At 37.9% G+C, this 25,879-nt stretch carries 26 protein-coding genes; 21 read left to right on the forward strand and 5 right to left on the reverse strand.

Annotated elements, in window-relative coordinates:
- Positions 1-182: 182 nt before the first annotated feature.
- Positions 183-716, reverse strand: a complete 534-nt coding sequence (locus I2F89_RS02900; RefSeq protein WP_023519065.1) for a phenolic acid decarboxylase — start codon at positions 714-716, stop codon at positions 183-185.
- 103 nt (positions 717-819) lie between these two features.
- Between I2F89_RS02900 and I2F89_RS02905 the strand changes: the two genes are divergently transcribed.
- Positions 820-1,368 carry a PadR family transcriptional regulator gene (locus tag I2F89_RS02905; protein WP_065096533.1) on the forward strand — a complete coding sequence of 183 codons (549 nt, stop codon included), beginning with the start codon at positions 820-822 and terminating at the stop codon, positions 1,366-1,368.
- Between the two features lie 189 nt (positions 1,369-1,557).
- On the opposite strand, the gene I2F89_RS02910 is transcribed toward I2F89_RS02905, so the two are convergent.
- Complete coding sequence (locus tag I2F89_RS02910; RefSeq protein ID WP_010736380.1) at positions 1,558-2,025, reverse strand: MerR family transcriptional regulator; 468 nt, start codon at positions 2,023-2,025, stop codon at positions 1,558-1,560.
- A 134-nt stretch (positions 2,026-2,159) separates the two neighbouring features.
- Between I2F89_RS02910 and I2F89_RS02915 the strand changes: the two genes are divergently transcribed.
- From I2F89_RS02915 to I2F89_RS02925, 3 genes are all read left to right on the forward strand, one after another.
- Positions 2,160-3,632, forward strand: coding sequence for an MDR family MFS transporter (locus I2F89_RS02915; protein ID WP_195513430.1), 1,473 nt, complete (start codon positions 2,160-2,162; stop codon positions 3,630-3,632).
- The gene (locus tag I2F89_RS02920) at positions 3,629-4,336 is read left to right on the forward strand and encodes a DUF4811 domain-containing protein (protein WP_195513432.1); all 708 of its coding nucleotides are present in this window, start codon (positions 3,629-3,631) and stop codon (positions 4,334-4,336) included. The genes I2F89_RS02915 and I2F89_RS02920 overlap by 4 nt, the downstream gene beginning before the upstream one ends.
- 110 nt (positions 4,337-4,446) lie before the next feature.
- Complete coding sequence (locus I2F89_RS02925) at positions 4,447-4,737, forward strand: DUF1905 domain-containing protein (protein ID WP_074800402.1); 291 nt, start codon at positions 4,447-4,449, stop codon at positions 4,735-4,737.
- Positions 4,738-5,019: 282 nt separating this feature from the next.
- Here the strand turns inward: I2F89_RS02925 and I2F89_RS02930 are convergent, their stop codons facing one another.
- The gene (locus I2F89_RS02930) at positions 5,020-7,356 is read right to left on the reverse strand and encodes an ABC transporter ATP-binding protein/permease (protein WP_195513434.1); all 2,337 of its coding nucleotides are present in this window, start codon (positions 7,354-7,356) and stop codon (positions 5,020-5,022) included.
- A gap of 145 nt (positions 7,357-7,501) precedes the next feature.
- Between I2F89_RS02930 and I2F89_RS02935 the strand changes: the two genes are divergently transcribed.
- From I2F89_RS02935 to I2F89_RS02990, 12 genes are all read left to right on the forward strand, one after another.
- A complete protein-coding gene (locus tag I2F89_RS02935) occupies positions 7,502-8,170 on the forward strand; it encodes a response regulator transcription factor (protein WP_074800396.1) in 669 nt (222 codons plus the stop codon).
- Positions 8,170-9,234, forward strand: coding sequence for a sensor histidine kinase (locus I2F89_RS02940; RefSeq protein WP_074800393.1), 1,065 nt, complete (start codon positions 8,170-8,172; stop codon positions 9,232-9,234). The genes I2F89_RS02935 and I2F89_RS02940 overlap by 1 nt, the downstream gene beginning before the upstream one ends.
- Before the next feature lie 200 nt (positions 9,235-9,434).
- Positions 9,435-9,761, forward strand: a complete 327-nt coding sequence (locus I2F89_RS02945) for a hypothetical protein (protein WP_195513436.1) — start codon at positions 9,435-9,437, stop codon at positions 9,759-9,761.
- 359 nt (positions 9,762-10,120) lie between these two features.
- Positions 10,121-10,438, forward strand: coding sequence for a PadR family transcriptional regulator (locus I2F89_RS02950; protein WP_010736371.1), 318 nt, complete (start codon positions 10,121-10,123; stop codon positions 10,436-10,438).
- A complete protein-coding gene (locus tag I2F89_RS02955; protein WP_074800387.1) occupies positions 10,431-11,045 on the forward strand; it encodes a DUF1700 domain-containing protein in 615 nt (204 codons plus the stop codon). The genes I2F89_RS02950 and I2F89_RS02955 overlap by 8 nt, the downstream gene beginning before the upstream one ends.
- A 3-nt stretch (positions 11,046-11,048) precedes the next feature.
- Positions 11,049-11,912 carry a DUF4097 family beta strand repeat-containing protein gene (locus I2F89_RS02960; RefSeq protein ID WP_229078032.1) on the forward strand — a complete coding sequence of 288 codons (864 nt, stop codon included), beginning with the start codon at positions 11,049-11,051 and terminating at the stop codon, positions 11,910-11,912.
- A gap of 195 nt (positions 11,913-12,107) precedes the next feature.
- A complete protein-coding gene (locus I2F89_RS02965; protein ID WP_086335418.1) occupies positions 12,108-12,599 on the forward strand; it encodes a DUF5348 domain-containing protein in 492 nt (163 codons plus the stop codon).
- A 26-nt stretch (positions 12,600-12,625) separates the two neighbouring features.
- Positions 12,626-13,495, forward strand: a complete 870-nt coding sequence (locus I2F89_RS02970) for an SPFH domain-containing protein (RefSeq protein ID WP_195513438.1) — start codon at positions 12,626-12,628, stop codon at positions 13,493-13,495.
- Between the two features lie 213 nt (positions 13,496-13,708).
- Complete coding sequence (locus I2F89_RS02975; protein ID WP_019722992.1) at positions 13,709-14,086, forward strand: YxeA family protein; 378 nt, start codon at positions 13,709-13,711, stop codon at positions 14,084-14,086.
- The gene (locus tag I2F89_RS02980) at positions 14,079-14,831 is read left to right on the forward strand and encodes an ABC transporter ATP-binding protein (RefSeq protein WP_062805716.1); all 753 of its coding nucleotides are present in this window, start codon (positions 14,079-14,081) and stop codon (positions 14,829-14,831) included. Before I2F89_RS02975 ends, I2F89_RS02980 begins: the two co-directional genes overlap by 8 nt.
- A 14-nt stretch (positions 14,832-14,845) precedes the next feature.
- Entirely contained in the window at positions 14,846-16,660 is a 1,815-nt protein-coding gene (locus tag I2F89_RS02985) for an FtsX-like permease family protein (protein WP_086335419.1), read from the forward strand.
- A 208-nt stretch (positions 16,661-16,868) separates the two neighbouring features.
- Positions 16,869-17,039 (forward strand): DUF2087 domain-containing protein, encoded by a 171-nt coding sequence (locus tag I2F89_RS02990; protein WP_229078033.1) that lies wholly within the window; start codon positions 16,869-16,871, stop codon positions 17,037-17,039.
- Between the two features lie 67 nt (positions 17,040-17,106).
- On the opposite strand, the gene I2F89_RS02995 is transcribed toward I2F89_RS02990, so the two are convergent.
- Entirely contained in the window at positions 17,107-17,874 is a 768-nt protein-coding gene (locus I2F89_RS02995; protein ID WP_074800374.1) for a MurR/RpiR family transcriptional regulator, read from the reverse strand.
- A gap of 656 nt (positions 17,875-18,530) precedes the next feature.
- Here I2F89_RS02995 and I2F89_RS03005 point away from each other — a divergent pair.
- The 5 genes from I2F89_RS03005 (at position 18,531) to I2F89_RS15475 (ending at position 23,314) form a co-directional block, all read left to right on the forward strand.
- Positions 18,531-20,120, forward strand: a complete 1,590-nt coding sequence (locus I2F89_RS03005) for an alpha-glucoside-specific PTS transporter subunit IIBC (RefSeq protein ID WP_195513442.1) — start codon at positions 18,531-18,533, stop codon at positions 20,118-20,120.
- Positions 20,121-20,133: 13 nt separating this feature from the next.
- Entirely contained in the window at positions 20,134-21,465 is a 1,332-nt protein-coding gene (locus tag I2F89_RS03010; RefSeq protein ID WP_161641500.1) for a 6-phospho-alpha-glucosidase, read from the forward strand.
- Positions 21,466-21,533: 68 nt separating this feature from the next.
- Entirely contained in the window at positions 21,534-22,700 is a 1,167-nt protein-coding gene (locus tag I2F89_RS03015; protein ID WP_229078034.1) for an MFS transporter, read from the forward strand.
- Positions 22,701-22,919: 219 nt separating this feature from the next.
- Positions 22,920-23,057 carry a hypothetical protein gene (locus I2F89_RS15470; RefSeq protein WP_229078035.1) on the forward strand — a complete coding sequence of 46 codons (138 nt, stop codon included), beginning with the start codon at positions 22,920-22,922 and terminating at the stop codon, positions 23,055-23,057.
- A 77-nt stretch (positions 23,058-23,134) separates the two neighbouring features.
- Positions 23,135-23,314 carry a hypothetical protein gene (locus I2F89_RS15475; protein ID WP_256209281.1) on the forward strand — a complete coding sequence of 60 codons (180 nt, stop codon included), beginning with the start codon at positions 23,135-23,137 and terminating at the stop codon, positions 23,312-23,314.
- A gap of 206 nt (positions 23,315-23,520) precedes the next feature.
- Here the strand turns inward: I2F89_RS15475 and I2F89_RS03030 are convergent, their stop codons facing one another.
- Positions 23,521-25,656 (reverse strand): glucosaminidase domain-containing protein, encoded by a 2,136-nt coding sequence (locus I2F89_RS03030; RefSeq protein ID WP_195513446.1) that lies wholly within the window; start codon positions 25,654-25,656, stop codon positions 23,521-23,523.
- Between the last annotated feature and the right edge of the window lie 223 nt (positions 25,657-25,879).

The following is a 25,879-nucleotide window of genomic DNA, read 5'->3' on the forward strand; positions in this document are numbered from 1 at the left end:
AAATAACATGAAATTATTTATGTAAATCATAAAGAAATCAATTGGAAAAGTTAAATGACCACATTTATTTACAATAAAATAAAGGGTAGAAACAAAAGCCTCCGTTTATAATGATCAAAAAGCCACTGGTCTTCATCAATTGAAGGAGTGGCTTTTGATTTTATACGAGTGAGGTAGAGTGATTATTTATTGATGCGACGGTAGTTTTCGTCGAAGTAACGGCCTTCACGAATGTCTTTTGGCATGCCTTCATAAGGTTCTTCGCTAATGACATCTTCATTATCAACACCCGCATCACCCATATAAGTAATTGTCGCAAATTCTGGAACGACTAGTTTTGGATATGTTTCATATTTTTCACGAGCAGCTTCCATTTCCGCAATATGTTCGTTTTGGAAAGTGACAGTGATCTCTGGATGTTCTTCGACCCATTTAGGGAAGAAAATCGTGCCATGGAGTTTTTTCTCATTTGGCATAAAGTCTAAAGCAACGTCTGTACCAGTTGGTTCAGTCCAAGTGATTTTAAAAACACCATCTGTTAATTTTACAATATCTGCTTCTTGATCTTTGACCCAACGCCCTTTGACCATTCCGCCATGAATACGATAGTCAACGGTGTGGTCATTTTTTGCATACCATTCATATTCCCAACCATTGTCATACGTATAGATAAAGTGAGTTCCAATAAAATCTTCTAAGTTTTTGAATTGTTTCATGTAAAACATCTCCCTTTAAATTAAAACATGTAATAATTTACATGTTTCTGATTACGTGATTATGATAGAATGATTTTGAGAGAATGTCAAGGAGGAAATTTTGATGGCTAGAAAAAATACATTACGCTATATATTACTGGGATTACTGAGCAAAAAAAATCAAACGGGGTATGAATTGAATCAAGCATTCAAAAATGAAATCGGTGAATTCTGGCAGGCAAAGCATAGTCAGATCTATCCTGAACTGGCCAAAATGGAAGAACTAGGAATCATCAAACATGAAGTAGGGATCACTGGAGTCAAGCTAGAAAAGAAAATTTATCAGCTGACTGAAGAAGGGCGTGTTTTGTTAAACGAATGGATCCATACCTCGCCAAATGAACTTCCAGTCAATCGAGACGAATTTGTCTTGAAACTGTATTTTGTGAAAGATATCAATGATCCAACATGGATCGAGATTCTTGAACAGCAAAAGGAGCTTCATGAAGAAAAAAGACAGCATTTATTCGTCCGACAACAAGTGATTTTCCCGACAGAAAAAGACCAACATGAAAATTATGGCCATTATCTGATCTTGTCTCACGCAATCAATCGAGAAACCGAATATATCAACTGGTTGACACAAGTATTGGAACAAGAAATAAGAAAATAAATGGAAAGTTTATGACAAACAACTTAAAAAGGCGCCATCCACAAAAATTTGAAAAACAATTTTCGTGGATGGCGCCTTATTTCTCGAGGATGAACACTTCTGTCTAGACCTCGTGGTGGCTTTTTATTTAACTGTAGCATGTCGGCTACAAGTTTTAATGGAGTAAAAAAATCAACCTGCGATCTTTTCTTATTTTTCCAGTACTTTTTTAGGATCGATCGTTTCATCTGCTGGAAGGATCTTATAAGATAGTTCATCCGTTTCTTCGTCATGAATAATACATAGCTGTTCCAGATCATTGAAGTCGCCAATTAAAAGGAGTGTATAACGTTCATCAATCAATTGGATGTCCTTGATGGACTTTGAGAAAACTTTTCGGACATGGTGCATTTTGTTTAAACGTTCCTGAGCTTTTTCAGCGGCTTTGGTCAACGTGTACCCTTCATCTAAAAATTTTTTGATGATCTCAACTTTGACCACTGTCGGTAATCGGTATTTTCTTGAACAATTCGCGTCAGCAGTAACGGATTGGATAAAGCCTTTTTGTTCCCAGTATCTCAATTGTCGTGGTGAAACTCCGACGATCTCACTCAATTCACTGATGCCTACTAATAAATGGTCATTTTCCAATAATTGTTTAAGTGAAGCTCCCACCATTCGTCACACTCCTTTGTTGGTCGTTCCCTTAATTATACTTTTGTTGACTATCGTGTCAAGTAGGTTGACAAAAGTTAAAAATAGGAATAAAGTATCTTAGTGATTTCAGAAAACATTCAGAAAGAAGGAGAAATATGAGTAAGAATCAACCCGTAGATATTTACGGAAAACCATATAATCGTACACTATTAGTTGTCGTGTTATTGATTGGGACATTTTGTACGGTCTTGAATCAGACCTTATTGACAACTGCTTTTCCAACATTGATGAAAGCTTTTGATATTTCAGCTTCTGATGTGCAATGGTTGACAACAGGCTTTTTACTAGTGAACGGGATCATGATTCCGATTACTGCTTGGTTGATTAATAAGTTCAGTTCTAGAAAATTATATCTGTCTGCTATGACGATTTTTTTGATTGGGACGATCACCTGTTTTACTGCTCCTAACTTTAGTACATTATTGATTGGACGATTGATCCAAGCGTGTGGAGTAGGGGTATCTATGCCATTATTGCAAAATATCATGCTATCGATCTTCCCACCAGAAAAAAGAGGTTCTGCTATGGGAATGTCTGGGATCGTTATCGGATTAGCCCCAGCATTAGGCCCAACACTATCTGGTTATATCATTGATAACTATCATTGGCGCGATTTATTTGGAATGGTTATTCCAATCGTCGTTCTTGTTTTAGTACTTGCGTTCTTTTTGATGAAGAGTGTGATTCCTTTATCAAATCCAAGTATCGATATTTTCTCTGCCATTCTTTCAACAATTGGATTTGGTAGTTTGCTGTACGGATTTTCAAGCGTAGGAGACGCCGGTTGGGGAAGTACGAAAGTAATCAGCTTCTTGATCGTTGGTGTGATTTTCATCGCCGCATTTGCTTGGCGCCAATTACATTTAGAACATCCATTCTTAGAGTTGCGCGTTTTTAAATCACCAACCTTTACGATTGCAGCGATCCTAGCAGGCGTAACGAATATGGCGATGGTCGGTGCGGAAATGGTCGTGCCATTGTATATTCAAAATATTCGTGGAGAATCGGCATTCCACTCTGGCTTGATGTTGCTTCCTGGTGCATTGATCATGGGTGCCATGATGCCAATCACTGGTGCGATTTTTGATAAACACGGGGCAAAACGTCTTGCGATTGTTGGGATGTTCATCCTAACAGCAGCTACAGCACCTTTTGCCTTCTTGACTGAAACGACACCTGTTTTGTATATCGTCATTCTTTATGCGATCCGAATGTTTGGGATCTCAATGGTCATGATGCCGGTGACAACATCAGGAATGAATGCTTTACCTAACAACTTGATCAGCCACGGAACAGCGGTGAACAATACCTTCCGCCAAATCGCAAGTTCGATCGGAACTGCGATTTTGATCAGTGTGTTGACGAATGTTACGAAAGATAATCTACCAACGGATGCTGTGTTGAAAAGTACACCTTTAGCCTATAAAGATCAAGCAATCAACGCGACTTTATCTGGTTACCATGCGGCCTTCTTTGTCGCAATCATATTCGGCTTGATTGGTTTTGCGATTGCTTTCTTCTTAAAAAGAAAAGAACCAGTAGTGGTGGAAGTGGGGGATAACGCATGATTATTTTCGTATTGATTGCCAGTGTCATTGCTTTTGCTTTGACGAATGTGTTTGCCAAAAAAAGGTGGCAAACACTTCTTTCACTCGTCTTTGGCTTACTGTTTGTTCTCTCGTTAGGGCTGATCGTAGGAAATATCACTAATCATTTTGGTATGGAAGAAGTGACAGAAACAAAAACGACTCCGCTCGTTTCCAGTGCGGATCAGTCAGACGTAAATATATTGCTTTATCAGTCACTAGGAGATGGGACAGAAAAAGTCTACTTATATCGAACAGATGACAAGCAAAAAGAACCAAAAGCTACTGGCACAAAAAATGAAACAAATAAGGTTGAACAAACGGATGGCAAAGCAGAAAAAGTCAGTGAAACAACTTATTGGGTTTATAAAAATGACCAATACAAATTCTGGTTCAACTTAGCGGATAATAACCATGAATATGAACGCCGGGTCAATACGTTCAAACTTCCGAATGATTGGATCGAATTAAGTACTGACCAAGCTTCTGAGTTGGCAAAACGTGTCGAAGAACAAAAAAGCACGATGGAAGCCGATGCACAAAAATTTGTCAAAGAAGGCTTGATGAAGGCTATTGCCCAAAATCCAGCGATGTCTCAAGAAGAACAACAACAAGTATCAAAAGACTTAGCGACAACCTATCAAAAACAAGCATTGGCAAAATTAGTCGCAGAAGTGAAGAAGTAAAAGGAAAACTGTTCGTACTCAGGTCTTTTCAGCCGAGTACGAACAGTTTTTCTTATTGTTGATTCAATCAGTTCCATTTCTTTGTTATACTGAAAAAAAGGAGGGAAATAATGACTGAAATACATAAATTTGAATCTAAAATCTATGCCTCTGAAGTTGGTAAAGGTGGCGCATACGTCATCTTTCCTTATGATGTGAAGGCATTGTACAATGTTGGAAGAATCAAGGTTTCTGCCACTTTTGATGGTGAACCCTATGAAGGTAGCATTGTGAATATGGGCATAAAAAATGAAGACAGCACGATTTGTTATATCTTAGGGATACGCAAAGACATTCGCCAAAAGATTGGTAAGGATATTGGCGATATAGTGAAAGTAACCGTTGTCAAAACATCCGGGTGAATTATTACTTTACCGCTAGTCATATCTTGTCTCTCAAATTCAAACAAATAGTGTGATCGAATTAACAGTTGCGGAAAGAAAAAAAATCCACAGTATGGATGAGGTCGGAACAGAAGTGTTCAGCCTCGAGAAATAAGACGGAATCCACGAAAATTGCTTTTCAAATTTTTGTGGATTCCGTCTTATTTCCGAAGAGGTTACTTCCAAAAGAATAAAGCAAAAACACAGTTGGTTTTGAAATTACTTGTCAAAACCAACTGTGTTTTTTTCTATTATATTTTACTATTCTGCTCTTAAAGCAATCGCTGCATCTTTCTTCGCTGCCATACGAGCTGGGATGTGTCCGCCTAACATCGTTAAGATCGTTGATACAACAATCAAAATCAAGGCGTGTACAGGATTTAGTTGAGCAACATTTTCTAAATCAGTCATATTGTACAAGAGACTATTGATTGGGAAAGTCGCTAGCCAAGCAATCAAGACCCCTAGTAAACCAGAAGAAATCCCTAAGATACAAGTCTCAGCATCGAATACCCGTGTGATATCTTTCTTACGCGCACCTAAGGCTTTCAAGACACCGATTTCCTTCGTCCGCTCGATCACAGAAGTATAAGTGATGATGCTGATCATGATCATACTTGTTACAAGTGAAATACCTGCAAAAGCAATCAAGACATACGTGATGGCATCCATCAATCCACCAGTCAATTCGGTCATCGTTCCAGCTAAATCGGAATAGACGATTTTATCTTCATCTGATTTTCCTTTGTTGAATTCATCTAAATAGTTTAGAATCTCTTCTTTATCGCCAAAATTATTTGGATAGATCATAATACTTGAAGGTAAGCTATCTCCACCTAAATAGCTGATCAATGTTTGTTTTGCTGACTCATCTACTTTTTCAGTCGTCAATACGTTCATATCGCTGTCTTTTTGCGCTTGAACGATTTCAGAATTCTTGTTTTCATTGACGATTTCTGTTGTCAATTGGTCGCTGTAAGCAATACCCGGAGATAACAGATTCATCGTAGAAGAAGATTTGACCCGTAGAATACCAGAAATCTTAACTTCTCTGGAGGCATCTTCGTACATCGCTTGGTAATCCGTATTAGGAATGAAGTTTCCTGTCGGTAATTTTGTATAGTACGTATCATTGTTCACTAATTTGAAAGTTGTTCCGACGATTTTGTCAAAATCAAGTGTTTCGCCGTCTTTCACATCAAAGCCTAAATTTTTCAACGCATTGATGTTGGTATTATTATTGCCATCCACGATCAATACGACATCATTTGCAGAGGCAGGATAACTACCAGAAAGTAATGAGTAATTTGATTCTAAGAAATTGTCTTTTTGGTCGTCTAGTTGTGTTGGGAAACTAGAAACACCTACGCCAGTCATGGAAGACATCGCACTTGAGAAGGACAGTGATTCAGAATCTGGGTTTTGATTCGAAAAGCTAACAGGCTGTACTTCGCCGTCAACATCTCTTAATAAATTGATACCAGTCGTGCGGGTAAAACCAATATTATTACTTAAATCAGGATCGATACTCGTTACATAATCAACATATTCTTGGTCAATATTATTCGTATGTTGTGCACGGTCTTCATCGCTGATTTTTGCGGTAACAGTTTTTGTATCTGGATATTCGGCTGTGTTGGAACTCAAGCCATCCGATTCAGAAGGAGGACTAGTGGTGACTTTGGAAATCGTAATTGGAAAACGAGCCATCGTTTCTGATTGTGTTTGATCAATTTGTTTTTGGAATCCTGTAGATAGGGCTAAAACGATCGCAATCCCAATAATCCCGATACTTGAAGCAAAGGAAGTCAAAAATGTCCGGCCTTTTTTTGTGCGAATATTATTGAAAGATAATTTTAATGCGGTCCAAAAGCTCATCTTTGTCCGACGTAGATTAAATTGATCATCTTTTGGACGTTCGATATGTGGATTAGAATCAGAAACGATTTTTCCATCTGAGAACTCAATGATCCGATCGGCATATTCATGTGCCAACTCAGGGTTATGTGTGACCATGATCACTAGTTTCTCATTGGATAGTTCTTCAATCAACTTCATAATTTGGACACTTGTTTCTGTGTCTAAAGCACCGGTTGGCTCATCACATAAAAGGATGTCAGGGTCATTGGCTAAAGCACGTGCAATTGCGACACGTTGCATTTGTCCACCAGATAATTGATTGGGTTTTTTGTGCATGTGGTCGGTCAATCCAACACGACGCAATGATTCCTCCGCTTTTTTCCGTTTTTCATCTTTAGAGACACCACTTAATGTCATGCCAAGTTCAACATTTTCAATGATCCCTAAATGTCCGATCAAGTTATAGCTTTGGAAAACAAAACCGATGGAATTATTACGGTAAGCATCCCAATCGCTGTCTTTAAAATCTTTTGTGGACTTCCCGTTGATGACCATATCGCCAGAGTCATAATTATCCAAGCCGCCGATCACGTTCAACATGGTTGTTTTACCAGATCCACTTGGGCCTAAAATAGCTACAAATTCTTTTTTTCTAAAAGCGACGGATACGCCGTCTAATGCTTTTGTCGTTGTTTCACCAACTTTATAATATTTCTTTATCTCTTTTAATTGTAACATTGTCACCCTTCTTTCCGTTTGAAATATTCGTTATACTAATAAGTATAACAGAACAACGAACGTAGTATAATGAATGAATGTTAACTGAATATGAACAATCAGAAAAAAAACTGAAATTTTTCAAATAATTACATGAGGAGAAATGATGAATCGAATATTACTAGTAGAAGATGATGAGCGTTTGCAACAACTTTATCAATCCGTTTTAGAACGCGCTGGTTTTTTGGTTTTCGCCGTTGCAAATGGGACCGAAGCTTTGAAGCGATTAGAGAGTACTCAAGTGGATGTGATCATCACAGATATTATGATGCCTGTGATGGATGGGTATGAACTGTTGGAAACTTTACGAAGCAGTCGCGTAGAAACACCTGTGTTGATCATCACAGCGAAAGCAGATTTTGAAGATAAAAAGAAGGGATTTCAACTGGGAACGGATGACTATATGACTAAACCAGTAGATGTCAATGAAATGGTATTGCGGGTAGAAGCCTTGTTACGGCGAGCGAAAATCAATCATAGCCACCAATTGAACATTGGACAAACTAGCTTGAACCAAGAAACGTATGAAGTGATCAAGCAGGATCAAGCCATCTTACTTCCACAAAAAGAATTTCAATTATTGTACAAACTACTTTCTTATCCAAATAAGATTTTTACACGGCAACAATTAATGGATGATATATGGGGGTTGGATACCAATACGGAAGAACGGACGATCGATGTGCATATCAAACGATTACGCACGCGTTTTATTGAAAATGATGATTTCCAGATCATGACAGTTCGTGGCTTAGGCTATAAGGCGGTGATTTGATGCGTAAAAAAATCTTTTCGCAATTATGGATTTATTTTGCTTGCATTGTGTTTATTTCCATTTTAGTTACTTTGTTGTGTTTCTTAGGTTTTATTTTCTTACTGTCACATAAAACAGTTCCTGCTTCAGAGCAACAAGCGACATGGTTTCCTTTAGTCGTTTTTGCAGGATTTAGTATGATGGTGGGCACAGGAATCTCGATCTTTGTCGGTCGTCGGATCTTGCTGCCGATCAGTGATTTACGAACGAATATGAGCAAAGTAGCAACTGGCGATTTTTCGATTCGGATGGATGAGCAACAAAAAGTCGAAGAAGTGCAGCAACTATACAAAGATTTCAACGTGATGGTCCAAGAATTGAGTAGTATCGAAACGTTACGAAATGACTTTGTTTCCAATGTTTCTCATGAATTCAAGACGCCGCTTGCCACGATCCAAGGATACGTCCAATTATTGCAGGCACCTAACATTTCAGAAGAAGAAAAGCAGGTTTTCTTGCAACGGATCATTGAGAGCATCACTCAGCTTTCGCAATTGACAGAGAACACACTGAAATTGAATAAATTAGAAAATCAGCGAATCAAATTAGAAAAGCGTCCGTTTCGTTTAGATGAACAGATTCGTGAAGTGATTGTTTTTTTACAACCTAAATGGGAGCAAGAACACCTTCAACTGGAGATCGATCTGGAAAGTGTCAACTTTGTCGGTAATGAAGAATTTCTATATCAAGTCTGGCTGAATCTCATGGACAATGCCATCAAGTACAATCAACCACAAGGGAAAATCAAGATTCGCCTAACACAAAATGCCACTCAAGTAATCGTTGAAGTGACAGATTCTGGCGTGGGAATGGATCAAGAAACACAAGCACGACTCTTTGAGAAATTTTATCAAGGGGAATCCAGTCGTCAATTTTCTGGGAACGGGCTGGGCTTATCACTAGTCAAAAAAATCGTTGAATTGCATCATGGAAAAATCAGTTATAACAGTATCCCAAAAGTAGGTACGACCGTCATCGTTCAATTAGACAAAGAAAACACGCAACCAAATTCTCCGATGGAATAAGATCCAGAGAAGTGAACAGTTAATGATCTATAGGAGCAATAAACCAACAAAAACGAAGAAAAAAATGCCACTTCTGATTTAATCGTTCTAAGGTGTATTTTTCAAGTAATATATACTTGGAAAAGTGTACGAAAACAAGTCGTACATAAGTGAGCATTCGTATATTTTTCTAATAACCGTTATTGGAGGAATGATAGGAATTGAAAAAACAAGTCGGTTTATTGCTCGGACTTTTGACGTTAAGTGTTGGACTGAGCGGAGCCAATCCCATAGTCATTGCAGAGGAAACAACTCATTCTCATGATACTCCCACTGTATTATTGAAACAGGATTCGGTCTTGAGTACACTTGTGGCAAGTTCAAGTGCAGAGGACGAAAAACAAGCAGATCGTGGTATCGGTTATTATTGGAAATGCCATACCTGCGGCTATCATAGTAAGTGGCATCTATTCCCTGGGACAGCAGTTTCTGCTGCCAATAAGCATGCACAGCAATACGATCATGTCACCTCTGTTTATCCAAATTAGCAACTGACTATTTTAGAATGGAGTGTAGCGAAAGATGAATGAAACGTGGTTGAATAGGAATAAAAAAGAAGTGATCCGTTTCTCTCTTGCCGTTTTTCTAGGTTTTGCACTAAGTTTTATCGTATTTGCTTTGTTGTAGGTAAGAGGATAATAAAAAAGTATTCAAAAGGAACAAAGACCAGAAATCATTACGGTCTTTGTTCCTTTTTTGTAAGCAGAATTTTTATGATAATTAGCATTGTTTTCGCGAAGATTGAAGTAATCAGGGGGATGATTGGGAATTTTACTTGCAAACAATATTATACGTGATATAATATTGGTAAATATAAAATATTGCAAACTATAAAGAAGGTGAAGTAATGCATATCCAAGTCCCAACAGTTTTACTCGATGGTACGGTTTTAGCAGCTTTAAGCAGAGAAGACATGTACGGTTACGCATTAACGAAGATCGTCCAAGAAAGTTTATCTGTCAGTGAATCAACGATGTATCCTGTTTTACGCAGATTAAAAAAAGAAGAATACTTAGAAACATACGACGAACCATTCGAAGGTAGAAATCGCCGATATTACCGCTTAACTCCGAAAGGACGTCAACATTTAGAAGAAATCATTGATAAATGGATCGTGTTTCGAGATTCCTTAAACCGATTACTGGAGGAGAATACGAATGAATGAATATTTAAATGATGTGTTGGACGAACTTCAAGAAATACCTGAAGATGATCGCTTTGATATTATTCAGTATTATGAAGAATACTTCTTGGATTCTGGCAAAACAGTAGAAGAAGTCGTGGATGAATATGGCTCACCAAAGCAATTTGCCCTGAAGCTGAAAATCAATTATTACTCGGAACAAGACGACGATGAATCAGAATACAGCCAAAGTCCTAAACGGAAAATCCGTTTGATTTGGATGATCGTTATCGGGTTGTGTGCATCACCTTTATTGATTCCTTTAGCATTAGCTTTTATTCTGGCGATTTTTGGTATTCTGATTGGCTTAATTGGCGTGATCATTGGAATCTATGTCGTATGTATCAGTATTTTAGGAGTAGGTTTATTTTCGATCATTTCAGGTGTTGCTGTCTTGCAACAATCGATTGCTAGTGGGCTGTTCTTTGTAGGACTAGGGTTACTTGCCACGGGAGGTGCCGTTTTCTTTGCACCATTATTGTTAAAAGGAACTAAATGGTTATTCCAAATGATGATGAACTTTGTCAAGTGGGTAGGACGCCGGTTTATTACGAAACGAGCGATCCATACGACGAATAGTGGGGTGTAAAAAATGAAATTAAAATATATCTTGGGGATAGGATTGGGACTGATGGTCACTGGTGGCTTGATGGCAGGATTAAGTTATGCCTCTGGTGCCCAAACGAGTCTGACGTGGGAAGGTGGACCAAGGATCATAGAAATGGCTCGCGAAACAAAAGATTTTTCGTCTGAAAAAATCGAAAAAATCGTTGTCCGTGCAGATTACCAAAATATCGTGATCCAACGAGGCGTGAACTTTGGGGTTGAAACGTCTTATGATAAAACGCAAAAACCAAAAATCAATCTGGAAGATCACACATTGGATATCTCAGCTGACGGACAAACGCCAGCAGTGATGATCAACGTGACAGACACACGTTCGATGTTGAAAATCACGATCCCTAAAACCATGTCCTTAACAGAATTAGTGGTTGAAGGGAAAAACAATGAATTATTTTTAGATGAGTTCAATAGTAAGAAAATCAACTTGAATTTAGCAAATACTTGGACATCGATCAATGAAGTAAGTGGAGAACTTCTTACTGTAGAAAATCAAATGGGTTCGTTAGATTTTCATGAGGTTTCGATAGATAAAGTCAAATTAGCTACAAGTGATGGCAGTATCATTATTAACGAGAATGAAAAACCAATCAAAGGCGAAATCACACTTCAAAATAGCACGATTGATTTCTACGATAATCAAGAGCAAGGATTAGCTGTGACACTTGAAGGGGATTCTTATATCAACAAAAATTATGAATCTTTGACAACGAAGACGTATCATCAAGGAAACAAAGACCTCAAAGTGACTGGTCATAATAGTCAAGTGAACTTGACGAATGAAGATGATGAAGAGCCTCCGATGGATGATGAAGATTACGGAGAGTATGATTAATCGTTGAACAGTCAAGACTGTCTTTTTCAAAATAACGAATAAATAGTTGAAAAAGCGTATAATTCTTTATGGAATAAGGAATTATACGCTTTTTTATTTATTTTACATGAAATATTATCGCCTATCATTCAATAATATAGTAGAATAAGGAAAGGGAAAAACGTACATATATGGGGAAACTAGGGTGAATATTGAATGAAAACAGAGGAAATCAAGCGAGAAGAATTGAAAAATGAATTAGGGAAATTGCATCATTTTTTAACAGAACTGAGTACCAAGTATTATGATACAGACAAAGAAAGAGTGACGATCCAATATCCAAATAATTCCGAAGGACGACAACTTGAACAAGTGTACAACGAAATGTTCAAACATCTATTGAAAGTGAAAAAAGAATTAGATTATTATTCACTGCCAATCATCGATACGGGTATTTTAAAATACGATCAAGCAAGTGAGCGATTTGTCTTCAAATCGGTCCGTGAGAATCTTGAATTATCCGCTGGTATGGACTTAGAGATCTTAGTGGAAGACTATTTTACTGAAACAAAACAGTGGGTCCGTACACGATTAGAATATTTGCCAGAAGCATCAGGTGGCGTACACGAAAACGGTTGGTATATCACGGAAGACAAAGAATTGGAATTAGAAGGAGCCATGGCAAGGATTCGCAAAAAAACAGAATAGAACCAAAAAAAATTAGGAGTGAGTAAATGAAAGAAAAAAAGGCATTCACTATCAATGGCTATACAGGGCTGTTTATTATTCTTCTAATGTTTGTCGTAGGACTCTTATTATTTTTCATAGGGGTTGCTCGATTTTTAGTTGGCTTTTCAATTGTCGGGATTTTCTTGTGGTTGCTCGTTTTCTTAGCAATCAGTGGACTGACAGTAGTCAGCCCCAACCAAGCAAAGGCAATCGTCTTTTTTGGGCAATACATTGGAACGATTCGTGAGAGCGGGTTTTTCTTAACGATTCCTTTTGCACAAAAAATCAACTTATCTTTAAAAGTTCGAAACTTCAATAGTTCGCTGTTGAAGGTCAATGACTTAGATGGGAATCCAATCGAGATTTCCGCTGTCGTCGTTTTTAAGGTAGTAGATACAGCTAAGGCGCTTTTTGATGTAGCAAATTATCATCAATTTGTTGAAATCCAAAGTGAAACCGCCATTCGTCACATTGCCAGTCAATATCCATATGACACATTCAACGAGGATGATCTTACTTTACGTGGAAATACCACTGCGATTTCAGATGAATTGGCAAAAGAATTACAAGAACGTTTATCGGTGGCGGGGGTCGAAGTTTTAGAGACAAGATTAAATCACCTGGCTTATGCAACAGAAATTGCTAGTGCGATGTTGCAACGACAACAAGCCAAGGCCATTTTATCCGCCCGTCAAACCATCGTTGAAGGCGCAGTGACGATGACACAAATGGCTCTGGAACAAATCGAAGCAGGCCAGGATATCACCTTTACCGATGATCGAAAGATCCAGTTGATCAACAATCTACTTGTATCGATCATTACTGATAAAGGCACGCAACCAGTGATCAATACTGGCAATAATAAAGAAAAATAGCTAAATGAGGAAAGCATCCGTCAGTGGAATGCTTTCTCCAATGAATATCGGTTTGAATCAATAAAAAAAGAATTTGGAGTGGCTCACACTTCCAGATTCTTTTTTTTATGGGACATATGACAATAATGAAAGAGTTTTGATAGTAAAAAGAAAGGAATTTTCACGGATACTTGACTATACTTAATTTATCAGAACAGGAAAGAAGGAGTCACAATGAAAAAATTATTGATTGGGTTGGGAGCATTTATCATCATCGCTTTTGGTGGCTACCGTTTAGCAGATCATTTGATCATGGGTGGTGAAAGCTACTATGTTCAAATCACAACGGATGGTGAGAAACAGGTGGATCACGCTGACGGTGGACAAGAAATCATCAGTTATCGTTATGAACTACCTGGGTTTAATAAAGAAGGTAAAGAAAAAACAATGGACTTCAATGGTTTTCAAGAGCGACCATTAAGAAAAGATGCATTTTTGAAAGTGACTTGGAATAAAAATAAAGGCGTGACGTCTTATGAGGAAGTACAGGCAAAAGACATTCCATCAGCAGCACAAGAAAAATTAAGTAAAGGAACGGTCAATAATGGATAAAATCGTAGAAATCAAGAACGTAACAAAAGTTTACGGAAAAAGTAATGAGAAACAGACACAAGCATTGAACGGTATCAGTTTTAGTGTGGAAAAAGGCGAATTCATTGGTATCATGGGGGCTTCTGGATCAGGTAAATCAACCTTATTGAATATCTTATCAACATTAGATAAACCAACAAGTGGCACGATCCATATCAACCAAGCAGATGTCACGAAGTTGAAAGGAAATCAGTTAGCCGATTTTCGAGCAAAAGAAATCGGCTTTATCTTCCAAGATTTCAATCTTTTAGAGAACTTGACTGCACAAGAAAATATTGCAGTTCCGCTTTCTTTACAAGGCGTGAAACCAAAAGATATCAAGAAAAAAGTCAATGCGGTGGCTGAACGCTTATCAATCAGTCACATTTTAGACAGCTACCCCGCAAAAATCTCCGGTGGACAAAAACAACGGGTAGCAGCTGCGCGTGCATTGGTGACTCAACCAACGATTCTTCTAGGTGATGAACCGACAGGCGCACTGGATTCAAAAAGTGCGAAAGATCTTTTAGATACGATGGAGGAGCTAAACACGAAAGATAATGTCTCCATTTTATTGGTGACACATGATGCTTTTTCAGCAAGTTACTGTCAACGAATCTTATTTATTAAAGATGGCGTGATCCATCAGGAAGTTAAACGCGGAGAACAAAGCCGTTCAGACTTTTATCGTCAAATATTAACGATTCTAGGTAATCTAGAACAGTAAGGGGGAAACTGAACATGCTTTGGAAATTATCACTTACTGGGATCAAGAGTCGGTTAAGAGACTATATTGTTCTATTTTCAGGTTTAGTCATGGCTTCAGCCATCTTTTATATGTTCGAGTCAATGGCAAGCAACACCGATTTTTTGAACAATAATTCCACTTTAGCGATGACAGTCTTCATCTTTCGCTTTGGGTCGGTATTATTGGGGATCATCACATTCGTCTATATTCTTTATGCCAACTCATTTTTGATGACGATGCGACAAAAAGATTATGCGATGTTTATGATGTTAGGAGCGAAAGGGCGAAAAATTGCCCAAATGATTTTCTCTGAGACCTTGATAGTAGGAACTGTTGCTACATTGGTTGGTTCAGCGCTAGGTATTGGTTTAACAAGCGTCGTCCATCGACTATTAGTTGCCCAGTTAAATATTAAAATCACACATTTTACACCGTTCAATATGAATGGATTATTGATTACTTTGCTGTTTTTCATTGTACTATTCTTATTAGCAGCGTTTGTCAATGCATTCTCGATTGTCAAAAAACCAATTTTGACTTTACTACGTGCGGATCAAACACCTGCGCAGATGAAACAACACAAATTCTTGTTTTTCCTTGAAGTAGTTTTAGGCATCATTTTTATTGGCGTCGGTTACTATATGATGGCAAATATCGGAACCTATCAGTTGATGGCAATCGCCGTCGCGTTAGTTACAATCGTTTTAGGAACGTACTTTATTTTCCATTCGGTCATCATTTTCTTCCTTAAACTATTGAAGAAAACAGAAAATCTTTCGATGAAAAAACTGAACAACTTTACGTTATCACAGTTAAGCTTCCGTATTCGTGAATACACGCAAATGCTTTCAATGGTTGCAATGTTACTCGCATTAGCTTTAGGTGCATTAACAGTCGGTCTAGGCTTTAAAAACCAGATCACTCAGTTGACGAATGAAGTATCAAATTATGATCTAGTATTGAATCAATCAGAATTGATCGATCAATCTAAAGTGGAGAAACTTTCACCAACGATCAACGCGGTCTATCAACAAAAAGAAGACGAAAAAACAGTGTACTATAACTATAGTGAGTTTGAACAAAATCCATTTTTGATCATGGAAAATCAAACACCTAACACTGGGGAAAGAAACGTCAAAACGAAAAAAGTAACCGCAGAAGAATTAGCGACAAACTTAAACTATCAAGATGAGTTACGCTATTACGAATTGCCAGAACAACGAGAAAAAGAAATCAAATTACTGCCAGCAGAAGAATTTGCTCAATTAAATCTTCCACAAACAAGTATGCAACTGATCCAAGCAAAAGATTTCCATGAGAATATTGAACTAATTGGTGATCTGGTAGCAGAAAACAATAAAAATAATGAATCATTAAAAGATGGAATGTTTAGTTTCACGCAAAAATATGATGCGTATCAAATGATCAACGGCATGTTCTCTGGCTTTGAATTCATGGGCTTCTTCTTAGGGATCGCCTTCTTGACAATGTTAGCAAGTTGCTTGATGTTCAAAATCCTTTCAGGTAGCAAGAGTGATGTCGTTCGTTATGAGATGCTCGGTAAGATCGGTGCTCGTCAAGCATTGTTAAAACAATCGATTCGTCGAGAAATCGGTATTCTCTTCTTAGCACCAGGGATTCTAGGAGCCATCCATGTATTATTTGGACTTCAAATGTTTACTGTTTTGATGGATGATCCATATCACAACTTATGGATACCATTTACAATATTCTTTGTTCTCTACTTTATCTACTATGTTGTAACTACTTGGCTGTATACAGGCATCGTTTTGAACAAAAAAGAATAAGTTTAGATTGATAAAGAGCGAGAAGATGGTTCGTAGAAAAACCTCCTTCTCGCTTTTTCTGTTGCCTTCGATAAAATTTGCTTGAAGCATGATCAAATAGAGAAAAGACCACTGGATACGATGGAAGGAGATCGGTTATGAGTGAACTGCTAGTTTTTTCAAAGACGGATAACTGCAACAAATCCCTAGAAAATAAAAAAATACACGCTTGCTTTTTGATCATCTTTATTCGAAGTTTGAATTTGATAAAGATTACTTAGAGAGTGAGATCAACACAATTCTAAAAAGTATTTACTCTGATCATGCCATATTACGGCGCTACCTCGTCGATTATCGTTACCTTGATCGGAAAAAAGACGGTTCGATCAAAAGGCAGTGAGACAGAATCAAATAAATAAAAAACGCATCTCTTTAAAAGCCAAATTGGCACGAAAGAGATGCGTTTTTTAGGAACTTTTATTTGTTTGTTTTTGCCAAGCATCATATTTCAACAAAAAATATTCGATCACGAAAAAAAGCGTTGAAGTTGTTTCAAAAGGTGTAAGGATATCTTCTTGATCTTGTACTTCTGGATTCAAGAAGAAAATCGTTTCATCACAAAGTTTTGAGACAGTTGAGTTCCTAAGTTTTGTGATACCAATTGTCTGGATATTTCGTTGCTTCAGTTGCTTCGCTAATTTGACGACTTCAGGAGACTCACCATTTAGCGTGATCAACAGGACTAAGTCTTCTGGCTGAATGATTTGGTAAAACTGCTTGTTGATGGAAACGGCACCGAAGTCATAGAGTATCAATCCGTTGTGTACGAAAAGCAATTTCATATAACTCGAAACTAGCGTTTGTATGTCACCTGATCCATAGATAAAAATCCGATTCGCATTTGCCATCATTGTACATAGATCGGTGAAATCTTTTTTCTTGAGATTTTCAATTGTTTGGATATGATTTTCCAAGATTTCTCCTTCAAGTTCAGATAGAGGAACATTTTCCTGTGTAAGTTCATTTTTTAGATGATATTTGAATTCTGAGAAACCATCAAATCCTAGTTTTTGGCAAAAACGCATGATTGTTGTGCGCGAAACGTTGCATTGTTTCGCCAGTTCGTTAATAGACATTGTTAAAGAATTTTTTTTGTGATTTGTGATATAGGACCAGATAAGAAAATCATTTTCAGTCAACCTTGACTGAAACGTCGTAATTCGGTCTTGTAACATCTCTTTTCATCATTGCCAAAAATCTATAAATCGTTAGAACTAACCATTAAACTTTTCAGAACCATGTTTCTACAACGCTTGTTTGGTCATTTGTAAATATGGATCTGACGAATAGTGGTTATTTTTTGATGTAGCGATTGAATGTTCGATTCTAATTTATAGATATTACAGGTTTTGACAAATCAGTTTCCCCCTTTTTCATTTGATATTTTTGAGAGAGTTCACGCTGTAATCGACGTAGACGTTTCTCAATCTTGTTTGTTTTAGTGCTATTTTCATAGACCTTGTAAGGTGATACAACTGCTAAATCTTTGTTACCTAACTCAATAACCAATTCATTATTAGCCAATTTTTGGTTGGCAGACTGTCTTCAATCACCCTTTGGTTTACCTGGAGGATTTTCCAATTGCGTGTGTCCTTATTGTTCTCACCTCACTAATAAGATACGTCTTCATGTACCGTTTATTTGATTAACTACTACCAGACCTCTTGTTTTATTCGCGAAGATAGGATGTGACGATTCACAAATTTTGTGACAAAAACCTTTTTCCTGTGAGGAGTTTTTAAATCATCTTAAAGTGTTTCAGGAATCCATTTTAATAGTAAACTAAGAATCAGTAAAGCGCTTACTAAAAAATATGAAGGACTAAAAAACTATGATGAAAAAAATTCAAAGATTTGGTGGAGCAATGTTAGCACCTGTCATGCTATTTTCTTTTTTTGGTATCGTTATTGGTTTTTCTTTACTTCTTTCCAATCAAACGATCATGGGAGATATTGCTGCGCCTGATACACTCTGGTATAAGTTCTGGAATGTTGTAGCAGCCGGTGGCTGGACCCCATTTTTTCAATTACCGCTTTTATTTGTGGTCGGATTACCAATCAGTTTAGCTAAAAAATATACGGCTCGAGCAACGATGGAAGCATTAGTGATCTATATTGCTTTCAATTATTTCGTCAATGCAATTTTAACGTTATGGCCAAATTCTTTCGCCGTGGATCTATCTCAAGGAACAGCCGTTGGTTCTGGGTTAACATCGATTGCTGGAATCATTACTTTAGATACGGGCATGATCGGAGCATTGTTGATTTCAGGTATCGTGGTTTATTTGCATAATCGCTTTTATGAAAAAGAATTACCAGAGATGTTGACGATTTTTAGTGGTTCTGTTTTCGTTACGATGATCGCTTTTTTTGTCATGATTCCTCTAGCACTTTTGATGTGTGTCATATGGCCAATCATCCAAGAAGGAATGAGAAGCATGCAAGGATTTTTTATCCATTCGGGGAATTTTGGTGTATTCATCTATCAATTTTTACAGAAAATCCTTATTCCAACTGGCTTACATCATTTCGTGTACGCGCCATTTGCTTATGATAGTGCGGTAGTTGAAGGAGGGATGGCTGCTTATTGGGCATCCAATATTGGCGAATTCCAAACAAGTGCGCTTTCGCTTAAAGAACTTTATCCTTTTGGTGGTTTTTCTTTATCGGGCATGTCAAAAGTATTTGGAACTGCTGGCTTAAGCTTAGCCATTATTCAAGCCGCTCATCCAGAGAAAAAGAAGAAGGTCATCGCATTGATCGCCCCAGCTGCATTAACTGCGATTTTGACGGGAATCACCGAACCTATTGAGTTTACGTTCTTATTTGTTGCTCCAGCTTTATGGGGTGTCCATGCGCTATTAGATGCGTCCATTGCTACGGTTTCTTACGCTTTTGGCGTCGTTGGGGATTTTGGTGGTGGATTGATCAATTGGTTAGGACTAAATTGGTTGCCTCTTTGGAATTTTCATGGGTCAACCTACCTCACCCAAATCATGATCGGACTTACATTTACTGCGATCTGGTTCTTAGTATTTACCTTCATGATCAAAAAATTCAATTTAAAAACTCCAGGACGTGAAGAGGATGTATCAGAGATACAACTTTATTCAAAAGCTGATTACGAAAACAAAAAGAAGACACAACAAGATGAACAAGAGAAAAACCTACCTAAACATGCTAGACAAGCACAAGCCTATCTAGTGTTAGTAGGTGGAAAAGAGAATGTACTGGATGTGACGAATTGTGCCACACGGTTACGACTTACCGTGAAAGATACAAGTAAAGTAGCCAATCCTATTGATTTTCAGGAAGCTGGTGCCTCAGGACTTGTCAATCCTGGAAATGGGGGTATCCAAATCATTGTTGGGTTAACTGTACCAAGGGTGAGAGAATCATTTGAAGAATTGATCGTAAAATAAGAGGAGGATAATTATGAATAAGAAAAAAAGTTCAATCTTGATCGCAGGTGGAGGGAGTACATATACACCTTCATTAGTGATGATGTTAATAGAAGACCGAGAACGATTTCCAGTCAGAAAAATCAAATTTTATGATAATGATGAACAAAGGCAAGCAGTTATAGCAAAAGCATGCGCGATCATCCTCGCAGAACGAGCGCCAGAAATCGAATTTGATTATTCAACAGATCCCAAAGAGGCTTTTACAGATGTTGATATCGTCATGGCACAACTCAGAGTCGGAAAATATGCCATGAGGGAACAAGATGAAAAAATTCCATTTAAGCACAATGTTGTAGGTCAAGAAACATGCGGACCAGGGGGACTTGCTTATGGGTTGCGCTCGATCGGGCCAGTCTTAGAACTAGTCGACTATATGGAAAAGTATTCACCAGATGCTTGGTTATTGAATTATTCTAATCCAGCAGCAGTGGTCGCAGAAGCAACAAGAAGGTTTCGCCCCAATTCAAAAATCATCAATATTTGTGACATGCCCGTTTGTTTAGAAGATATCATGGCTCGAGTGATTGGGCTACGGGATCGTAAAGAGTTTGAAACGTCTTATTTTGGCTTGAATCACTTTGGGTGGTGGACAAGCATCAAAGACCATGACGGCAATGACTTACTACCAAAAATAAGTGCCCATGTAAAAAAATATGGCTATACAGAACAAACACAACAAGGCCAACACAAAGAAACAAGCTGGTTGGAAACCATGCTAGCAGCCAAAGAGTTACATGAAATCGAGCCGACCTTTTTATCTAATACGTATTTAAAATATTATTTGATGGCTGATGAAACGGTTGCTCATGCCGATAAACAGTATACAAGAGCGAATGAAATCATTGATGGACGGGAGAAAATCGTTTTTGAAGAATGCCAGCGGATTATTAATAACCAAACAGCCAAAGACACGCTTTTTGTCTCTAATGAGCATGCCTCATTTATTACAGATCTAGCTTGTGCGTTGACATTCAATACGAAAGAGCGCATGATCCTGATCGTTGAGAATAATGGTGCCATCTCTAATTTCAGTCACGATGCGATGGTCGAATTGCCTTGTATCGTAGGGAAAGACGGTTATGAAGTACTATCGATTGGTGAAATCCCTACTTTTCAAAAAGGTTTGATGGAACAGCAAATTGCATCTGAGAAGTTAGCAGTCGATGCTTGGGAACAAAAATCATATCAAAAATTATGGCAAGCCTTTATCATGAACAAAACGGTACCTAGTGCAAAAGTAGCGAAGGAGATCCTTGATGAAATGATCGAAGTCAATGCTCCTTATTGGCCGGAGCTTCACTAGGTATCACTTATAAAAATGAAAGGGGTCGGCTGGAGGAGATCCTTCAGCCGATCATTTTGAAAGTAGATATGGCAGTAAAGAATAAATTTCAACTCGTCTATTTGTTTCAGTATGCGTTGATGGCTATTTTGATGACGCAGATCGTACCGTTTTTGACCCAACAAGGCTATGATGCAGTCCAGAGAGGCTGGTTTTTGGCTTCTTACAGTGTGACCACGATGATCTTCCAAATCTTTATTGGCTATTATTCTGACCGAAGTAAGGAGATAAAAAAAGTTTCCATGGTAGTTTCTGTACTATTTGTATGCTTTGCGATCACTTTTTATTTGCTAGGAAAAGATATCTGGCTGATTCATCTGATCGTACTGGCTATTGCGGGAGGGCTATCCAATACAGGGGCAACCGTCCTAGATAACTGGGTGTTGTCAGAGTCAGAGATGCGAAACAATCTTGCGGCGATCAAAGCAATAGGTTCTTTAGGTTGGAGTGTGATGAGTGTATGTATTCCTTTATTCATTTTTAATAAAAATTACCACTGGCTGATTGTTCCTTTTCTCTTTTTTCTAATCAGTTATTTGTACATCGCAAAAACAGTGCCTCAAACACCTCACGATAAAAAGGAACATAAAGAACAAAAAAACGAGGAATTTAATCTTTCAGATATGTATCAGCTGTGCAAGAATGGGGAGTTTTTATGTTATACGTTGCTATTTTTCCTTTTATATTTAACGATCGTCGCCAATAATACGATCGTGATTGACAAGTTACTCTTAATGGATAGTGGAAATACGTTCGTAGGATTAAAGTGGGCGATTCAAGCTTTCTGTGAAATCCCGGCGTATCTTCTATTGAATCATTCGGTGACAAAATGGAAAAATGAGCGATTGATTTTTCTTTCTGGTTTCTTTTTGGTCCTGCAATTTTTGATTTATGCAACTTCGCGAACGCCGTTAGTATTGCTTGCTGCCAGTTTCTTGCAGTTTTTCACTGTCCCAGCTTTTACTATCGGTAGTCGAATGATCATCAGTGAGATTACCCCTAAAAATATCTTTTCTTCAGGACAACTTCTGTCTATAAGTGTCTATATGGGGCTTTCTTCCTTCATTTCTCCCTTACTAGGCGGTGTCTTGGCACAACAGTTATCAGTGAACCATGCACTTTACTTTTTTAGTCTGCTACCGATCTTCGCTTTTATTTGTTATTACTTTTACAACATGTATCAAAGAAATAAATGAGAAATCTGAACAGAGGCGTACAAGAAAGGTGAGGGGATTCCTTACTTTTTTTGTATAATCAAATAAAGGAGAGGAATACTTATGGATAAAAAAGTGCAAGTCTCAGCTAAAATGACGTCCAAAAGTCAAATTACTGTCCCTAAGAGTGTGCGTTAAACATTAGGCTTGAAAGAGCATCAGAAAGTTATTTTTGAATTCACATCTGAAGGTGAAATTAAAGTGACTAGTGAAAAAACAATTCTAGCTTATGAAGACTTTTGGAAAAATGAGTTGGTTGTGATGGAAGAACATGCGAGTGATGATACAGAAATCATTGATTTTGGAGAGGATGTAGGCGAGGAGAAAATCGAATGGTAAAACAAGGGGATATTATTTTTATAGATTTGGTTCCACCAAAAGAGAACGAACTAGCAAAAAAATGACCGTGTGTCATCATTAGCAATGACAACTATAACAAGATTTTCAATGCCGTTTTAGTCATGCCAATCAGTAGTGCAACAAAATATTTACAGGAAAAATATCAACGCTCAAGTGCATTTCAAACAATTTCTGATACAGCGATGAATACAATCAAAGGAACGATATTATGTCAATATAGCCGAAGCATCGATTGATCTCAACGCAGTAATCTTCAAGTGGTTGATCAAATTGATCCTCAAACAAAAGAAAGGTTATCAGAAATTGCCAAATCTTTTTTCTAACCAATAATGCAACTATCCAGCGCCTATTTAGGTGGGGTAAGATACATAAAAAGAACCAGAACTCAGAAGTATTCCATCCACTTCTGAGTTTTGGTTCTTTGATAGGGTGTCCATTTTTGTTATCTCAAAAATTGTTTCATCCGAAAGACACGATCAAGGTTCAAGCGACTAGCAAGTGGCTGATCGGTTTCTCTGACTGTAACAGAAAGTTTCTGTGGGATCTCTCTCACTGAAAAATGATGCCATAGGTCCCAGAAAGAAGCAAATCTTAATTCTGATAGATACAGAAGTGAAGGGTTTCTTTGATTGAACAACGAAATGGTCATTCTAGATGAAGTAGACGAAGAATTTCGCCAACGAGTAGGAACGACAAAGGAATCCATTCGCTCATTTGTTTCAGAATCCTGTGTTTCTTGTTCTTTTGGTTCGTCGTATTGCGTCAAGTCATACGCTTCAATGATCGCATTCAATTTTCTAGAATATTGTCGATCAGTTGCATAGCGCCCTTCTAGATATTTCGTTGCTTCTCGGTAATCTTTAGTCTCAGATTTCCATGTTGGTTTGTAAAAATCAGCATTATGAGATAAGCCGTTTTTGATCAAATCTGCGTAGTCTTCTAAGCTTTCTTTGTAAGAAGGATATTTACGAAATGCTGCACGAATTTGATAGTTTTGCCCAGCTGCTGTTTGTTCTAAGGTATTGAAGGAAATACTACTCCCTTTATAAGCGCCCTTGATCCCAAAAAGATTATAGTTAGGTGAACGAGAAAGCAAGCTGTTACCAGAACCACTTTCTAGGATAGCTTGTGCCATCATAACAGAAGCATAAATATTTTCTTCTTGTCCGATTTCTCGAGCATCTTCAGCGATTTTTGCAACAAACTGATCTGTTGTTTGGTTTTGTGCGAAATGGAATGAATCGTTGATTCCATCTAAAATCGGTGAGCTGGCTAATGAATTTGTCGCTCGTGGTAAACCAGCTATATTGACACGTAAGGCAAAGTCGGGTCTGTAATCCTTGATAGAAGTGATCCGCACATGGTCACCCGGCTGAGGGGCATGGATGTAATTCCCATTACCAATATAAATACCTACATGATGGGTAGTACCAGAAGCAGGGCCCCAAAAGACTAAATCGCCCGGTTGAGCATTCTCGACAGGGATTTGTGTACCAGCATATTGTTGTTCCCCTGTCCAACCTCCAATTGAATGGCCAGTTACTTTTTTATAGATGTAATAAGTCAAACCAGAACAATCGAAAGTCGAAGGACCTTTGGCACCCCAGACATATGGTTTTCCCAGCTGGCGATACGCTTCTTTTACAAGTGCTTGTTGGATGCTCGTTGTGTTTGCTGGTAAAATTGCTTCGATCGGTGTTTTTACAACAAAATCAGATGATTCTGAAGCTGGGTTTTCAATTCGATCGGGCGTCTGAGGCCGATTAGTGTTTGTTGTCTGGTTTGAAGATGAGCCATTATTGTTTGTTGATCCTGTAGAACCACTTGTATTCCCATTATTATTTGAAGAACTTGGTGGTCGTGAAGGATTTGTCGTATTGCCTGTAGTTGAATTTCCGTTGTTGTTGCCATTATTTCCCGAATTGCCAGTGTTGCCATTATTGCCACCATCCGGAATATCTGGAGTAACTGGCGTTGGCTCTGAGGAATCCGTCGTTTCTTCTTCTGGAGAGGTTGGTTCAGAAGGGGAAGTTGACGACTCAAACTTTGCGGAGATCGTTAAATCAGTCACGCCGACTGTAAAAATTTGTTTAGTATAGTCGATTTCTTGCGCACCTTCGATTTTGACAGAAACTAATTGTTCATTCGTTTCAGGTGTGATCATATATGTAACTTTGGTTCCTTCTTTTAAATCTTTGATTTTGCCAGACTTAGAAATCTCTAGGAAATCTTCTTCTGTGTACTCTCTTGTTTTGATCTCAGATTCTTCTTTCTCTTCATCAACGATCTTCAATTTGATTTTTTCACGTAAATTCCGAGCAATCGATAGCGTCCGAGTGGCTGTTTCAGTAGATTCTTCTGTGGATTCCTCCGTGTTGTCTGAAGAATCAGGCGAAGAACTTGATAAGGTTGAATCATTTGTACTTGAATCGGTCGTAAACGACGGACTCTCTGCAACGATCGTGCTTTCGGATGTCTGTGTTTGCCTGATTGTAGCAAACGCAGGCTGTGTAGATAACAAAGTTGGAGCAATCAGCCAAGATGCTGCAAATAGGCGTATTGCTGTTTTTTTCTTCATAACGAAATACTCCTTTTCTTTTTCCACAGTTGTACTAATAAAGTTACATCTGTTCTGTCAGTTGCTTGATTTCGTGAATGCATTCAATCAAGATTCACGAATAAAAAACAAATAAACATTGGACAAAAGCATTAAGTAGCCATTTATTTCGTTTGAACATTCATTGGTTGATGTACCCTATTTCATTTGTGGGGGCACAAATTTTGGGGGAAATGAGTACACT

This window comes from Enterococcus sp. 1001283B150225_161107_E12 (genome assembly GCF_015556925.1).
GTDB classification, from domain to species: Bacteria; Bacillota; Bacilli; order Lactobacillales; family Enterococcaceae; genus Enterococcus_B; species Enterococcus_B mundtii.